Genomic DNA, 16098 nt, shown 5'->3' on the forward strand with positions numbered 1-16098 from the left:
ATGGCACTGATAGCAGCAGACACACAGTATTTAGTCGTGGGCCTTGGGGCTACGGGGCTGTCGTGTGTCCGTTATCTGGTGGCGCAGGGCAAGTTGGTTTCGGTGATCGACAGCCGGCAGACGCCCCCGGGGCTGGATACGTTGCGGGCTGAATTTCCGGACGTTGAGGTTACGCTGGGTGGCTTTGATGCCGACGTCATGACGCGGGCGGATGTCCTGGTTATGAGCCCGGGCGTGCCGTTGTCGACCCCGGCGGTTCAGACAGCGCTTGCTAACGGAGTCCGTCTGAGCAGCGACATCGAATTGTTTTGCCAGGCGCACCAGGGCCGCACCGTGTTGATCACCGGGTCCAATGCCAAATCGACGGTCACCAGTTGGCTGGCGGATATCGCCAGTCGTGCAGGGCTGTCTTATGTGGTTGGAGGCAATCTCGGGCAGCCGGCGCTTACCTTGCTGGAAGAGCCGGTCGAGTTGGCGATTCTGGAGCTGTCGAGCTTTCAGTTGGAGCTGGTCGGGCCCTTACGTGCCGATGTGGCCACGGTACTGAATGTGTCCGAGGACCATCAGGACCGTTACCCGAGCTTTGCCGCCTACCAGCAAACCAAGCAGCGTATTTACTTTGGCTGCCGTCACGCCGTGTATAACCGCGACGACGTTCTTACCTCGCCGCTGCTGCCAACCGGTGTTGCCCAGACAACCTTTGGCCTGGGCCAGCCCGATCTGAATCAGTTCGGAGTATTGGAGCATGAAGGCGAAGCCTGGCTGGCCTGTGGTCGTGACCTGTGGTTCCCGGCAAGCGACGTTGCCTTGCCTGGTCGTCACAATCGCAGCAATGCCCTGGCGGTAATGGCGCTGGCTAAGGCCATTGGTCTGGGCCGCGACGCCATTCTGGCATCCTTGAAGTCCTTTAAAGGCTTGCCGCACCGGTGCGAGCCCGTTGGGTCCATCAATGGTGTGCAGTTTGTGAATGATTCAAAAGGCACCAACGTAGGTGCCACCCTGGCCGCTGTCGATGGACTGGGCCGTGATCATCCAGGGCGCCTGATCCTGTTGCTGGGTGGTCAGGGCAAGGGGGCCGATTTCAGTTCGTTGAACGAGCCGGTGGCGCAGTTGTGCAAGTCATCCTGGGTGTTTGGTCAGGATCAGGAGCAGATTGTCGCCGCGCTGTCCGCTGGCGGACGGTCCAGCACCGTTCACCGGGTCGACACCATGGAGCAGGCACTGGCTGGAGCCGAAGCAGAAGCGCTCACCGGCGACATTGTGTTGTTGTCACCTGCCTGTGCCAGTTTTGATCAGTTCAATGACTTTCAGCATCGGGGCAATGTGTTTCGGTACTGGGTGGAGGCGCGCCTATGACTGCTCAGGCGAATGCCCTGCCGTTGCTGTCTGATCGTTTGGCGGTTGCCTATCAACCCATGTGGCAGCCCGACCGGGTTCTGCTGGGAACCAGCATGGCGCTGTTGCTGATTGGTCTGGTGATGATCGGCTCGGCATCCATCGATGTGAGTGAACAGACGTTCGGTGTGCCGCACCACTTTGTTTTGCGGCATGCGGTTTACATGGTGCTCGGCTTTGTCCTGGCCTATCTGGTGAGTGCGGTGCCCTTGCGATTGTGGCAATCCTTTAGCTGGCTGCTGCTGGTATTGGCGATGGTCCTGTTGGTGTTAGTGCTGATACCGGGCATTGGCCGGGAAGTTAAAGGCAGCTGGCGCTGGATTGACCTCGGCCCGGTGGGTTTTCAGCCTTCCGAATTGGGCAAGGTCGCGATGATTCTGTACGTCGCCTCTTATCTGGTAAGGCGCCGGGATGAAGTCATCAGTCGCCTGTCCGGGTTCGTTAAACCCTTGCTGGTGATGTCGGTGATGGTGGTGTTGCTGTTGCTGGAGCCCGATTTCGGCACCGTGGTGGTGGTGATCGGTACCATTCTCGGCATGTTGTTTCTGGGGGGCGTCAAGGCCGGCCAGTTTTTCCTGGCCGTGCTCGCGGCGGCAGGTGCAGTAACGCTGATGGCGTTTGCACAGAGCTACCGGGTACAGCGGCTGTTGTCGTTCATGGATCCCTGGTCGGAAGAGAACGTCTATGGCAGCGGCTACCAGCTTACCCAGTCCCTGATCGCCTTTGGACGGGGTGAATGGTTTGGCGTTGGCCTGGGCAATTCCATGCAGAAGCTGTTCTACCTGCCGGAGGCCCACAACGACTTTATTCTGGCCATTATTGGTGAAGAGCTGGGCCTGGTCGGGGTGATGGTTGTACTAGGGCTCTTTACGGCGCTGATTTACCGGATGTTCGCCATTGGCCGTCTGGCAGAGCAAAAAGGGTATTTGTTCGGTGCTTTTGTCAGCTACGGCATCGCCATGCTGTTTTCGATTCAGATTTTTATCAACGTCGGTGTGAATACCGGCTTGTTGCCTACCAAGGGCCTCACCTTGCCATTCGTCAGCGCGGGCGGGACCAGCCTGCTGGTGTGCATGGCGCTGGTAGCACTGGTTAATCGTGTTTATGGCGAAACCTTGCGCATGAGCGCGAAGGGGGCCAAATGAAGCGGGTGCTGATCATGGCTGGCGGAACCGGCGGTCACATTTTCCCGGCGATGGCAGTGGCTGAAGCGCTGCAGGAAGCCGGTTATGCCGTGAGCTGGCTGGGTGCGCGTCGTGGCATGGAAATGACGCTGGTGCCAAAAGCCGGATATGACCTTCACGCCCTGTCGGTTTCTGCCTGGCAGGGCGGTGGGCTGCTGCGCAAATTGATGGCGCCGCTGAATCTGATTCGCGCACTGGCTCAAGCCTGGTCGGTGTTGACCCAGTTGCGCCCCAGCGTAGTGGTTGGTTTTGGCGGCTATGCGTCGGCACCGGGTGGTATTGCGGCGTTGTTGCGCCGGGTACCGCTGGTGTTGCATGAACAAAATGGCATTCCCGGCCTGACCAACGCTCGCCTGGCCGGGCGCGCGACCCGGGTATTGCAGGCTTTCCCCGGCACCTTTGCCGGCGAGGTGGAAGTGGTCGGGAACCCGGTGCGCAAGGCACTGCTTGGTCTGGGAGAGCCGGTACAGCGCGGCCTCGGTGGTCACCGGCGGTTGCGGGTGCTGGTGATGGGCGGCAGTCAGGGTGCTCAGGCATTGAACGAGGTCGTGCCCCGTGCCGTTGGCGCACTTAACCGGTCAACTCGCCCCGAACTCTGGCATCAGGCGGGCCGTGACAAAGTTGAAACAACCCTGGCGGCCTATCAGGCCGCTGGCGTAGAAGGCAGCGTCGTTGAGTTTATTGACGATATGGCCAAAGCCTACGCCTGGGCCGATGTGGTGGTATGCCGCAGTGGTGCATCGACGGTATCGGAACTCGCCGCCGTAGGTGCCTACAGCATTTTGGTGCCGTACCCCTGGCATCGCGATCAGCAACAGGTTCGCAATGCCGAATGGCTGGTGAATGAACAGGCCGCTGAGCTGATCGACCAGGCCGACTTTACTGGCACCTGGCTGGCTGAACGCCTGACCTACTGGCACAGCCACCGAACCGAATTGAAAACCCGGGCCACGAACAGTTGGCGCTGTGGAATACGGGACTCCGCGCAGCGAGTAGTCTCGGTGATTAACGAATTGGCAGTGGAGGACGCGGCATGACGCGCCTGGATATAAACAACGGACAAGAGTTTCCGATTCCTGAAATGCGCCGCATTCGCCGCATCCATTTTATCGGTATCGGCGGTGTTGGCATGTGTGGCATCGCTGAGGTGTTGCATAACCAGGGTTACAACATCAGTGGTTCCGACCTGAAAGACAGTGTGACCACCGAGCGCCTGGCCGCCATGGGTGTCACGGTGTTTATCGGTCACGATGAGAATAACGTTATTGGCGCTGATGTTGTGGTGGTGTCAAGTGCCATTAACCCGTTGAACCCGGAAGTGAAATGGGCGCTGGATCGTCGCATTCCCGTGGTTCGCCGTGCAGAAATGCTGGCTGAACTGATGCGTTACCGGCACGGCATAGCCATTGCGGGTGCACATGGCAAAACCACCACCACATCGCTGATGGCCTCGGTGATGGCGCAGGGCGGTTTTGACCCGACTTTTGTCATTGGTGGCAAGCTGAACAGTGCCGGCAGCAATGCCCGTTTGGGAACCAGCCGCTATCTGGTGGCTGAAGCGGATGAGAGCGATGCCTCCTTTCTGCATCTGCAACCGATGACGGCGATCGTCACCAATATCGATGCCGATCACATGGATACATACGAAGGTGATTTCGAAAAGCTCAAAGACACCTATATCCAGTTTCTCCACAACCTGCCGTTTTACGGGCTGGCGGTGCTGTGTGCCGATGATGAGCACATTCAATCCATATTGCCGCGCCTGTCACGCCAGTTTGTGACCTATGGGCTGGCCTCGGATGCCGACTACCGCGCTGTGGATGTGCGTCAGATCAGTGGCCGGACCGAGTTCCGTGTGCACCGGCCAAGCGGACACGAGCCGCTCGACATCGTGCTGCATATGCCTGGCATGCATAACGTGCTGAATGCCTTGGCCGTCATTGCCGTTGCGACCGATGAAGGCATGACAAACGACGCCATCTGCCAGGGGCTTAACGGTTTTGAAGGCGTGGGTCGCCGGTTCCAGTTGCAGGGCGAATACCCGGTTCCCGGTGGTGAGGTGATGCTGGTCGACGACTATGGACACCACCCGCGCGAACTGGAAGTGACCTTCGATGCCATTCGTCAGGGCTGGCCAGATCGTCGCCTGGTAGTGATGTTTCAGCCGCACCGGTTCAGCCGCACCCGGGATCTGTATGAAGACTTCGTCGACGTGCTGTCCAAAGTCGATGTGTTGTTGTTACTGGATGTGTATCCGGCCGGGGAAGAGACCATTGCCGGGGCCGATGGCCGCAGTCTGAGTCGCAGCATCCGGCTGCGCGGCCGGGTAGATCCGATTTTTATCGAACATAAAGAGAAGGTGTTGAATGTCCTGCCTGATGTGTTGCGGGCCGGAGACATCCTGTTAACGCAGGGCGCGGGTGATGTTGGGGCGCTGTCGGCCGACATTGCAGCCGCAAAACTGGGGTTTGAATCATGACCGGTGCTGCATTCGTCAATACTGAAACGCTGGCGCGATTCCCACGTGTGGGTGTGGTGTATGGCGGGCAATCTGCTGAACGCGAGGTTGCTCTGGGCAGTGGACGTACCGTTATCCGTGCCTTGCGAGAGGCGGGATATCAGGTGGCCGAGCATGACGTTACCGGTCGGCCGGCGCTGATCAACTGGCTGCAAACCACCAAGCTTGATCTGGTGTTCCCGGTGTTGCATGGCCGGGGCGGTGAAGACGGCACGCTGCAGGGCCTGCTCGAATGGCTGGGCATTCCCTATGTGGGCAGTGGTGTTCTGGCGTCGGCTCTGGCGATGGACAAATTGCGCAGCAAATGGGTGTTCGGCGCCAGCCAGATTGCGACCCCGCCTTTTGCGGTAGTGCGCTCGGCAGAAGAATGCACGGCCCTGGCCAGCCAGCTGGAATACCCGGTCATGGTCAAGCCGGTGCATGAAGGCTCAAGTATTGGTATGAGCCGGGTCGAAGACGCTTCCGGTCTGAGTGAAGCCTGTGCGCTGGCGTTCCAGTTCGACACCGAGGTCATGATCGAGCAGTTCGTAATGGGCAAGGAATACACCGTCGCTGTTATCGGAGATCAGGCATTACCGGTGATTGGCTTGCAGCCGGCGTCCGGGTTTTACGATTACAACGCCAAATACATTGCAGACGACACCCACTATGCCTTGCCCTCGGGTCTATCGGACGCGATGGAAGCCGAGGTGAAAGCACTGTCGGTAAAAGCCTTTCAGGCGCTGGGCTGCCAGGGCTGGGGACGGGTTGACCTGATGATGGACAGTGCCGGACAACCCTTTGTGCTGGAAGTGAACACCATACCGGGCATGACCGATCACAGCCTGGTGCCCAAAGCCTCGATGGCGCATGGCTGGTCATTGCCGGAACTGATGCACCGGATTCTGTCAACAGTGCCGGAGCAGCGGGCGTGACCGAGCATAAGCGACGCGGCCAGGGCGCTGTACCGCGCAAGCCCAGCAAACCGCCGCGCAATTGGCGGCGCGCACTGCGCCTGTCAGCGCAGGCATTGGCGGGTGGTTTGGCTGTCGCGGTATTGGTTGTTGGCGGTCGGTGGGTGACCGAGCAGGATGTATCGCTCGACTGGCGCCCCATGGCGGTCACTACCTGGCAGGTGGATGAACTGCTGGTTTATGAAGATCGCACCAGGTTGGATACGGCCATGGAAGCGTTCCGCGGGCGCAGCTTGCTGACCATCGCGCCGGGTGAGGTGCAGCAGAGGCTGGAACAGTTGCCCTGGGTAGCCGAGGTGAGTGTCACCAAAGCCTGGCCCGATCGGTTGCAACTGGCCGTAACCGAGCATGAGCCGGTCGCCCGCTGGAACGGCGATCAGGTGTTAAACAGCGACGGTGAGCCGCTGAGCCGTCCGGTTGCTGAACTGGTTCTGGCTGAATTGAGTGGGCCGGACGCACAGGCCAAGCGCGTGATGGAGCAATACCTGCAGTTTAGCCGGGTCTTTTCCGGTGCAGGGCAGCGGCTCAACGGGGTCCAGATGCACCGTCGTGGTGCGTGGACGCTCACGCTGGACAGTGGCATTGAAGTCGCGCTGGGGTCCAAAGACATGCTGGCAAGAACACGTCGGGTGGTTGTGCTGCTGAATGCAGAAGGCGTGGCACCCGGCACGATTGAATACATCGATGCGCGGTATCCGAACGGCCTGGCCGTCGGACACCGCGCATCTTCTGAACCATCGGTATGAGGTGAGAGATGACATCGCCGTTTCAGGGAAAATTGATCGTCGGGCTGGATATTGGTACATCCAAGGTCGTCGCTATCGTGGGTACGGTGACAGCCGAAGGCGGCATTGAGATTGTTGGCCTGGGGTCGCACCCGTCGCGCGGTTTGAAAAAAGGCGTGGTGGTGAACATTGAATCCACCGTGCAGAGCATTCAGCGCGCGGTTGAGGAAGCTGAACTGATGTCTGGCTGCGACATTCATTCTGTGTATGTCGGTATTGCAGGCAGTCACATCAGCAGTCTGAACAGCCACGGTATTGTCGCGATCAAGGAAAAAGAAGTGATCGAGGCTGACCTTGAGCGCGTGATCGATGCTGCTCAGGCCGTCGCTATTCCGGCCGACCAGCGGATTCTGCACATCCTGCCGCAGGAATACATCATCGACTCACAGGAAGGCATCAAAGAGCCTTTGGGCATGTGTGGCGTGCGACTGGAGGCCAAGGTGCATTTGGTGACTGGTGCCCAGAATGCCGTGCAGAACATCGACAAATGTGTGCGTCGCTGTGGGCTGGAAGTCGATCAGATCATTCTCGAGCAACTGGCTTCCGCCCAGGCTGTACTGACCGACGACGAACGGGAGCTGGGCGTCTGCCTGGTCGATATTGGTGGCGGCACCACCGATATGGCGATCTTTACTGAAGGCGCGATTCGCCACACGGCGGTGATCCCGATTGCCGGTGATCAGGTGACCAACGACATCGCCATGGCCTTTGCCACACCGACCCAGCATGCCGAAGAGATCAAGATCAAATACGCCTGCGCGCTGTCTCAACTGGCCGGCGCGCATGAAACCATCAAGGTGCCGAGTGTGGGTGACCGCAGCGCGCGCGAACTGACCCGTCAGGCCCTGGCCGAAGTAGTCGAGCCGCGCTATGAGGAGTTGTTCAACCTGATCAAGTCAGAACTGCGCCGCAGCGGCTTCGAAGACATGATTCCGGCCGGTGTCGTACTGACCGGTGGCACCGCCAAGATGGAAGGCGCCGTGGAACTGGCCGAAGAGGTGTTTCATGTGCCGGTCCGGCTGGCCTATCCACAAAACGTGTCGGGCTTGTCGGATGTGGTCTCCAACCCGATTCACGCGACCGGCGTTGGCCTGTTGCAGTACGGGTTAAAGCAGCTTCAGGGCGGCAAGCAGCCCGCCACTCGGGTGCGCAAACAGGCACAGGTTCCCAAAGAGAGCGCCTGGACCCGGTTTCGCAGCTGGATGGCGAACAATTTTTAACCATTTTGCAAAACCGAGCCGGTACGCCGGATCGGAAAAAGGACGGTTGCCGCATTCAGGCAGTAAGTGGCAGCCAAGACAGGACGACCCTCACACATTCAGGGCACAGACCTTCGGGTCTGAAACAACAACATCCATTCTTAAAACAATGGAAGGAGCAGGAAAATGAAACATTATGATCCGGAAGTAAACGGCGGCGATATGTTCACACTCGTCGACGAACAGCCGCAAGCTGCGGTGATCAAGGTGTTTGGCTGTGGTGGTGGTGGCGGTAACGCCGTGCGTCACATGTTGCAGTCGCACATCAATGGCGTTGAGTTCATTTGCGCCAACACCGATGCCCAGGCATTGCGTGGTGTAGAGGCCACTACCCAACTGCAGCTGGGCAATGGCATTACCCGCGGTCTGGGTGCCGGTGCGAACCCGGAAGTAGGCCGTCAGGCGGCGCTGGAAGACCGTGAGCGCATTGCCGAAGTGCTCAAGGGCGCTGACATGGTGTTCATCACCGCGGGCATGGGTGGCGGTACCGGTACCGGCGCTGCGCCTGTCGTCGCAGAAGTGGCCAAAGAACTCGGCATTCTGACCGTCGCTGTGGTGACCAAGCCTTTCCCGTTCGAAGGCCGCCGCCGGATGAAGGTTGCCAATGAAGGTCTGGACCTGCTGCGCGAGCATGTGGATTCACTGATCACGATCCCCAACGAGAAATTACTGACCGTTTTGGGTAAGAATGTGACGCTTTTGGAGGCTTTTTCTGAAGCCAACAACGTGCTTCTGAACGCGGTTCAAGGTGTCGCTGACCTGATTATTCGTCCCGGTACCATCAACCTCGACTTCGCCGACGTCCGGACGGTTATGTCCGAGATGGGCATGGCGATGATGGGTAGCGGCATTGCCTCCGGAGAAGACCGTGCGGTCAGAGCTGCCGAGATGGCGATTCGCAGCCCGCTGCTTGAAGACGTCGATCTGCATGGTGCCAAAGGCATCCTGGTCAACATCTCAGCCGGTGTCGATCTGGGGCTGGATGAGTTCACTCAAGTCGGTGATACCATCGAAGAATTCGCTTCTGAAGACGCAACGGTTGTAGTTGGCACGGTTATTGATCCTGAATTGGGTGATGAGATTCGTGTAACTGTGGTAGCGACTGGCATTGGCCAGGCCGAAGCCATGGCTGCCAAGCCCAAGGTGGCGGTAGATAACACCCGCAAAGCAGATGGCAGTGTCGACTACAAGAAGCTCGATCGCCCCACTGCAGTGCGTAATGCCAAGCCTTCAGAAGCCGCAGCGGAAGACAGCAAACCAATGCGCAGTGCAAAAGACCTGGATTACCTCGATATTCCAGCGTTTTTGCGCCGTCAGGCTGACTGAATCTGTACAGAAATAGCGTAGGTTCGCTGTCAAGCTTCTGGTAGAATGCTTGCCCTTAATATTTTGACGGCGTTGAGCCAGTAGCGACTGGCTGAACCAAACAGTAGGATCGGAACGCATGGTAAAACAGAGAACACTCAAGAACGCAATTCGTGCTACCGGCGTGGGTTTGCACTCAGGCAAAAAGGTGTATCTGACGTTGAAACCTGCGCCCGTCGACACGGGTATCGTTTTCTGCCGCACGGATCTTGATCCGGTTGTGGAAATTCCTGCCCATGCCCTGAATGTGGGCGATACTACCTTGTCGACGACCCTGGTAAAGGGTGATGTCTGCATCGACACCGTCGAGCACCTGCTGTCGGCCTGCGCTGGCCTGGGCATTGATAATGCCTATATCGAAGTCAGCGCGGCCGAAGTGCCGATTATGGACGGCAGCGCCGGTCCCTTTGTCTTTCTGCTGCAGTCCGCCGGAATCGAAGAACAGGGCAAAGCCAAACGCTTTATTCGCATCAAGAAGCCGGTCATCGTGGAAGATGGCGACAAGATAGCCCGGTTTGAGCCCTATGAAGGCTTTGCTGTGCGCTTCACCATCGATTTCGATCACCCGGTGTTCCGTGATCGTTCGCAAACGGCCGAGCTGGATTTTTCCACCACGGCCTTTGTGAAAGAGATCAGCCGGGCCCGTACGTTCGGTTTTATGCGCGATTTCGAGTACCTGAGAGCCAATAATCTGGCACTGGGCGCCAGCGTGAATAACGCAATCGCCGTTGACGATTACAAGATTCTGAACGAAGATGGGCTCCGATACGAAGACGAGTTTGTCAAGCACAAAGTACTGGATGCCGTGGGCGACCTGTACTTGCTGGGCCACAGCCTGATTGGCCGCTTTGTCGGTTACAAGTCGGGCCACGGGCTGAACAACTTGCTGTTACGGGCTTTGCTCAAGCAGGAAGACGCCTGGGAGTTCGTAACTTTCGAAAATGAAGAAGCGGCTTCAGTGCCCATCGCCTATGCGCCGGTGCTTGCAACAAGCTAACAACTCATGTGTACCGCTCGGGTCTCACAATCACTGCGCCTGCTATTGGCAGGGCAGCACTGAGCGGTGATCGGGCGGTTCGCACGAAACACTCGTCCCGGTCTTTCGTGCCGCTTGTTCAGGATAGGTAATCGCGCAGTATGAACGTGATCTTTGTCAGTCGGCGTCATAGCCGTTCCAGAACGTTATCGTTGCCACTGCTGGTGGCATTCCTGGTGTTGATCGCGATCAGCCTGATGGGCAGTGGCGCCTACATGGTGCACCTCTGGTATCAGGACGATACGCCCCTGGTAATGGATTCCCGGGCGGTTCAGGCCTGGCAGGAGCGTATGGCGTTCCAAAAAGAAGAGCTTGAACGTACCCGCAGTTATACCGAAGATCAGATTCGTGCCCTAACCGTAAAACTCGCCCAACAGCAATCCCGTCTGACCCGCCTCGACGCACTCGGTGAACGCCTGGTTAACGTTGCCAAGCTTGAAGACGGCGAGTTTGATTTCAGCATCGACCCGGCCGTAGGTGGTCCGGAAAGTGATGTCGGCGATGCCTATTCACCGCCCGATTTCGTGAATGCCCTCAATGAGCTCTCCAGCCTGATCGACAGTCGCGAGCAGCAATTGTCTGTTCTGGACTCACTGCTGGGCGACCGCAAAATACAATCCTCTACCTTTGTTGCCGGCCGCCCTATCGAGCGCGGCTGGATGAGCTCCCGTTATGGCTACCGGAATGACCCTTTCAATGGCAACGTAGCCTGGCACGACGGGGTCGACTTTGCTGGTAAAGAAGGCTCGAACGTCATTGCCGTCGCTGCCGGCGTGGTTACCTGGGCGAGCGATCGATATGGCTACGGTAATCTGGTCGAAGTAAACCATGGCAATGGTTATGTCACCCGCTATGCCCATGCCCGGGAAATATTGGTTAACGTAGGCGATGTGATCAGCAAGGGCGATGTTGTCGCTCTGATGGGCAGCACCGGCCGCTCGACTGGCCCGCATGTGCATTTTGAAGTGCTGCACCGTGACAAGTCGGTTGATCCGGCAAAATACATCGATCGCGTTGCCCGGTTTTAGCGCCCTGTCCGGGGCGTTTTGACCAAATAGACACCCCTCACCTTTTCGGGTGATGGCTCGAAAGCCCCCGCCAGACTATTTTTACAATTTCAAAGACAAGAGCACTTGCAGTCAGTATAGTTGACCACCACTAAGTCTTTGAATCGAATCTAAAAAACGACACTCTCCTATGTTCACGACACTGATGAAGAAGGTGGTCGGCTCCAAGAACGACCGCGAAATTAAGCGATTGGCCCGCCTGGTACAGCGAATTAACGTCCTGGAACCCGACATGGAACGCCTGTCTGACGACGAGATCAAAGGTCAGACGGCTGTATTTCGTGAACGGCTGGAAAAGGGTGACTCGCTCGATAGCCTAATCCCCGAAGCCTTTGCATTGGTGCGGGAAGCAAGCCGCCGCGTGCTGGGTTTGCGCCATTTCGATGTGCAGATGATCGGCGGCATGGTACTCAACTCCGGCAAGATCGCCGAGATGAAGACCGGCGAGGGTAAAACCCTCGTAGCCACCCTGGCTGCCTACCTGAATGCCCTGCCTGCCAAGGGAGTTCACATCATCACCGTGAACGACTATCTGGCACGGCGTGATGCGGAATGGATGCGACCTCTGTATGAAGCGCTAGGGCTGACGGTCGGCATTGTGGTCTCACAACAGGACCCGAACGAAAAGCGGGCCGCCTACCAGGCTGATATCACCTACGGTACCAACAACGAATTCGGCTTCGACTACCTGCGCGACAACATGGCATTCAGCCTGAAAGACAAATTCCAGCGCGGCCAGGCTTTTGGCATTGTGGATGAAGTGGATTCCATTCTGATCGACGAAGCCAGGACTCCGCTGATCATCTCCGGCGCTGCCGAAGATTCCAGCGAACGCTACATTCAGGTTAATAAGCTGATTCCGTCGTTGAAACCGGCCAAAGAAGCGACCGAGGGTGAAGAAGCCGTAGATGGCGATTTCCTGGTCGATGAGAAGAATCGCTCCATTGAACTGACCGAGCAGGGTCATGACCGGGTTGAATCCCTGCTGCAGGATGCGGGTTTGCTACCAGAAGGCGAATCCCTGTATGCACCGCACAATCTTCTGCTGTTTCATCACGTTACGGCGGGCCTGAAAGCCCACTACATGTTTCAGCGCAACGTCGACTACATTCTGCAAAACGACCAGGTGGTCATTGTTGATGAGCACACCGGCCGCACCATGCCCGGACGCCGCTGGAGCGATGGTCTGCACCAGGCGGTAGAGGCCAAAGAAGGCCTGCAGGTTCAGAAAGAGAACCAGACGCTGGCATCAACCACCTTCCAGAACTATTTCCGGCTGTACGATAAGCTGTCTGGCATGACGGGCACGGCCGATACCGAAGCGTTTGAGCTTAACCAGATCTATGGCCTCGACGTGGTGGTGATACCGACCAACAAGCCCATTGCCCGTACTGACTTTAACGACCTGATTTTCCTGACCGAACCTGAAAAATTCAATGCGGTGATTGAAGACATCATTGCCGAGCGCGACAAAAAGCGCCCGGTTCTGGTGGGTACAGCCTCGGTAGAGGCGTCGGAGAGAATCTCCGAGGCCCTGACCAAAGCCAAGGTGCCGCACAACATTCTGAACGCCAAGCAGCATGACCGGGAAGCTCAGGTGATTGCCCAGGCAGGGCAGCCCGGCGCTGTGACCATTGCGACCAACATGGCAGGGCGGGGTACCGACATCAAGCTCGGTGGTAACTGGGAAACCGAAGTGCTGGATCTCGACAGCGCCGACCCCGATGCACTGGCACGCGCCGAGGCTGACTGGAAAGAACGCCACCAGACAGTAATTGAAGCCGGTGGTCTGCACATTATCGGCACCGAACGTCACGAAAGCCGCCGCATCGATAACCAGCTGCGTGGCCGTGCCGGTCGTCAGGGGGATCCGGGTTCGTCTCGCTTCTTCCTGTCGATGGAAGACAGCCTGATGCGGATTTTCATGCCCGAGCGCATGAAGGGCATCATGCAATCGCTGGGCATGAAAGATGGTGAAGCCATTGAAGCGAAGATGGTCAGTAACGCCATCGAAAAAGCACAGCGCAAGGTTGAAAACCGCAACTTCGACATCCGCAAACAGTTGCTGGAATACGACGATGTGGCCAATTCCCAGCGTCAGGTAGTGTATCAGCAGCGCGACGACCTGATGGCTGCCGACAGCATCGAAGATGTGATCGACAACGTTCGCAGCGACATCGTCAACGCTGAAATCAGCGAATACATTCCGCCGCAGAGCCTGCCCGAGCAATGGGATATTCCTGGCCTGGAAGGCGCGGTGCAAAAAGAATTCGGCGTGAAACTGCCGGTTCAGGAATGGCTGGATGCCGACGACCACCTGCACGAAGAGAAGCTGCGCGAACGTATCCTTGAAGCCGCCGTTGCTCACTACAAAGAGAAAGAATCGGTCGCGGGCCCACAGGCCCTGCGCCAGTTCGAAAAGCAGGTCATGTTGCAGGTGCTGGACCAACACTGGAAAGAGCACCTCTACAACATGGACCACCTGCGTCAGGGCATTCATTTGCGCGGTTATGCGCAGAAAAACCCCAAGCAGGAATACAAGCGCGAGTCGTTCGAGCTGTTTCAGGCCATGCTAGAGCAGGTTAAAGCCGATACCATTCGCATCCTGTCACACGTTCAAGTGCGTACGCCGGAAGAATCAGCCGAAGAAGAGCGCAAACGCCGCGAAGCTGCTATGGCTCGAATGAATTTCGAACACAGCAAGGCAACGCCGCTGGAAGACGCCGCCAAGGCGGAAGCCGACGCGGGTTCGGCGCCCGATACAGCGGCAGCCCAGGCTGCTCCGGCACGTCAGGCCCCCAAGGTGGGCCGCAACGAGCCCTGCCCCTGTGGTTCCGGCAAGAAGTACAAACACTGTCACGGAAAATTGAACTGAGGGTGCAAGGATGGCCGTTGGACAACCCAATACAGCCCCGCTGATTCCGATCGACGGCGTCTCCATCGGTGTCGGTTGCGCGGGCATTAAGAAGCCCAACCGGCAAGACCTGGTGGTGTTCCAGTTGGCTCCGGGCAGTTCGGTGGCCGGGGTATTCACCACCAACGCTTTCTGTGCAGCACCGGTTATTGTCGCCCGTGAGCATCTGAAGCAGGGTGATATCCGTTGTCTGGTCATTAACACCGGAAATGCCAACGCCGGCACAGGCCAGCAGGGGCTAGAAGACGCCCATGAAACCTGTGCCCGCCTGGCCGCTTTGAAGCGTATTGAACCCGAGCAGGTGCTGCCGTTTTCAACCGGGGTTATTGGCGAATACTTGCCAATGCCCGCCATTGCCCAGGCATTGCCCAATGTGGTTGCCGCGATGAGCCCTAACCACTGGGCCGATGCAGCCAAAGGCATTCTGACTACCGATACCCGTGCCAAAGGCTGCTCGCGCCAGTTCGAATACCAGGACGAAACCATCACCGTCACCGGCATCGCCAAGGGGTCGGGCATGATCAAGCCCAATATGGCCACCATGCTGGGTTTTGTTGCCACCAATGCGAACGTCGCACCAGAGATCCTGCAGCAATTGCTGACGGCTGCGAATGAGCGCAGCTTTAACCGCATTACCGTCGACGGCGACACCTCAACCAACGACGCCTGCATTCTTATTGCCACCGGCCAGACCGAAGCCCCGACTGTCACTTCGACAGACAGTGACGTTTACCGTCATTTGCTCAAGACGGTCTCGGAAGTCATGTTGGAGTTGGCGCAGGCCATCGTGCGGGATGGCGAAGGGGCAACCAAGTTTGTTGAGATTGCCGTCGAAGGCGCTAAAACCACTGAAGAAGCGCTCAGTGTAGCCTACACCATTGGCCACAGCCCACTGGTCAAGACTGCGCTTACCGCTTCAGATGCCAACTGGGGCCGCATTCTCGCCGCCGTGGGCCGCAGTGGCGTAGCAGAGCTCGACGTCGACCTGGTTGATATCTGGCTGGATGATGTTCAAATCGTCAACAAAGGCGAGCGTGCCCCGGGTTACACTGAAGCGGCAGGCAGTGCCGTCGTGGCTCAGGAAGAGATTACCATTCGGGTTCACCTGAACCGGGGCGAGGTCTCAGATCGGATCTGGACCACAGACTTGTCTCACGATTATGTCAGCATCAATGCAGACTACCGTAGTTAAAGGGTTGCGAGACATTGGCCAACACTCCTAAAAAAACCGTGCATGTTGCCGTTGGTATGGTGGTGCGTGATGGCCAGGTGCTCATCGCCAAGCGTCAGGATCACCAGCATCAGGGTGGGCTCTGGGAATTTCCCGGTGGCAAGGTAGAGGCCGGTGAAACCACGGCCCAGGCACTGATTCGCGAATTTCAGGAAGAAGTTGGCCTGATCCTAGATCCCGAGCAAATGACGCCTTTGATGGAGCTTCCCTTCGACTACGGCGACAAAACTGTTCTACTGGACACCTGGGTGTGCCACAGCACTGAGGGTGTTGCTCGGGGCTGCGAAGGGCAGCTAGTTCAATGGGTGGCTATCGATGAGCTCGACGGTTACACCTTCCCCGAAGCCAATGCAGAATTGATCTCGAGATTCCGGCAATCACGTTAGCATTG

The 16098-nt window shown here is 57.7% G+C and carries 13 protein-coding genes; all 13 read left to right on the plus strand.

What is annotated here, in order from left to right:
* The 13 genes from murD to mutT all read left to right on the plus strand — a co-directional run bounded on the left by murD (position 1) and on the right by mutT (position 16093).
* Positions 1-1356: a UDP-N-acetylmuramoyl-L-alanine--D-glutamate ligase gene (gene murD / locus ACHUE7_RS05255; RefSeq protein WP_394169044.1), complete on the plus strand. Its 1356-nt coding sequence runs from the start codon at positions 1-3 to the stop codon at positions 1354-1356.
* Positions 1353-2540 carry a putative lipid II flippase FtsW gene (gene ftsW / locus ACHUE7_RS05260; RefSeq protein WP_394169045.1) on the plus strand — a complete coding sequence of 396 codons (1188 nt, stop codon included), beginning with the start codon at positions 1353-1355 and terminating at the stop codon, positions 2538-2540. Before murD ends, ftsW begins: the two co-directional genes overlap by 4 nt.
* Positions 2537-3616 (plus strand): undecaprenyldiphospho-muramoylpentapeptide beta-N-acetylglucosaminyltransferase, encoded by a 1080-nt coding sequence (murG, locus tag ACHUE7_RS05265; protein WP_394169046.1) that lies wholly within the window; start codon positions 2537-2539, stop codon positions 3614-3616. Before ftsW ends, murG begins: the two co-directional genes overlap by 4 nt.
* Positions 3613-5058 (plus strand): UDP-N-acetylmuramate--L-alanine ligase, encoded by a 1446-nt coding sequence (gene murC, locus ACHUE7_RS05270; RefSeq protein WP_394169047.1) that lies wholly within the window; start codon positions 3613-3615, stop codon positions 5056-5058. Before murG ends, murC begins: the two co-directional genes overlap by 4 nt.
* Positions 5055-6011: a D-alanine--D-alanine ligase gene (locus tag ACHUE7_RS05275; RefSeq protein WP_394169048.1), complete on the plus strand. Its 957-nt coding sequence runs from the start codon at positions 5055-5057 to the stop codon at positions 6009-6011. Before murC ends, ACHUE7_RS05275 begins: the two co-directional genes overlap by 4 nt.
* Positions 6008-6796 (plus strand): cell division protein FtsQ/DivIB, encoded by a 789-nt coding sequence (locus tag ACHUE7_RS05280; RefSeq protein WP_394169049.1) that lies wholly within the window; start codon positions 6008-6010, stop codon positions 6794-6796. The genes ACHUE7_RS05275 and ACHUE7_RS05280 overlap by 4 nt, the downstream gene beginning before the upstream one ends.
* 8 nt (positions 6797-6804) lie before the next feature.
* Positions 6805-8055, plus strand: a complete 1251-nt coding sequence (ftsA, locus tag ACHUE7_RS05285; protein ID WP_213679310.1) for a cell division protein FtsA — start codon at positions 6805-6807, stop codon at positions 8053-8055.
* Between the two features lie 201 nt (positions 8056-8256).
* Positions 8257-9420, plus strand: coding sequence for a cell division protein FtsZ (ftsZ, locus tag ACHUE7_RS05290; RefSeq protein WP_213679498.1), 1164 nt, complete (start codon positions 8257-8259; stop codon positions 9418-9420).
* Positions 9421-9538: 118 nt separating this feature from the next.
* Entirely contained in the window at positions 9539-10456 is a 918-nt protein-coding gene (gene lpxC / locus ACHUE7_RS05295; protein ID WP_213679309.1) for a UDP-3-O-acyl-N-acetylglucosamine deacetylase, read from the plus strand.
* 140 nt (positions 10457-10596) lie between these two features.
* Positions 10597-11523: a M23 family metallopeptidase gene (locus ACHUE7_RS05300; RefSeq protein WP_394169050.1), complete on the plus strand. Its 927-nt coding sequence runs from the start codon at positions 10597-10599 to the stop codon at positions 11521-11523.
* A gap of 169 nt (positions 11524-11692) precedes the next feature.
* A complete protein-coding gene (secA, locus tag ACHUE7_RS05305) occupies positions 11693-14437 on the plus strand; it encodes a preprotein translocase subunit SecA (RefSeq protein WP_394169051.1) in 2745 nt (914 codons plus the stop codon).
* Positions 14438-14447: 10 nt separating this feature from the next.
* Complete coding sequence (gene argJ, locus ACHUE7_RS05310) at positions 14448-15668, plus strand: bifunctional glutamate N-acetyltransferase/amino-acid acetyltransferase ArgJ (RefSeq protein ID WP_394169052.1); 1221 nt, start codon at positions 14448-14450, stop codon at positions 15666-15668.
* A 14-nt stretch (positions 15669-15682) separates the two neighbouring features.
* A complete protein-coding gene (gene mutT, locus ACHUE7_RS05315) occupies positions 15683-16093 on the plus strand; it encodes an 8-oxo-dGTP diphosphatase MutT (RefSeq protein WP_394169053.1) in 411 nt (136 codons plus the stop codon).
* Positions 16094-16098: the final 5 nt, after the last annotated feature.

Source organism: Saccharospirillum alexandrii, assembly GCF_043641555.1.
Lineage (GTDB): Bacteria > Pseudomonadota > Gammaproteobacteria > Pseudomonadales > Natronospirillaceae > Saccharospirillum > Saccharospirillum alexandrii_A.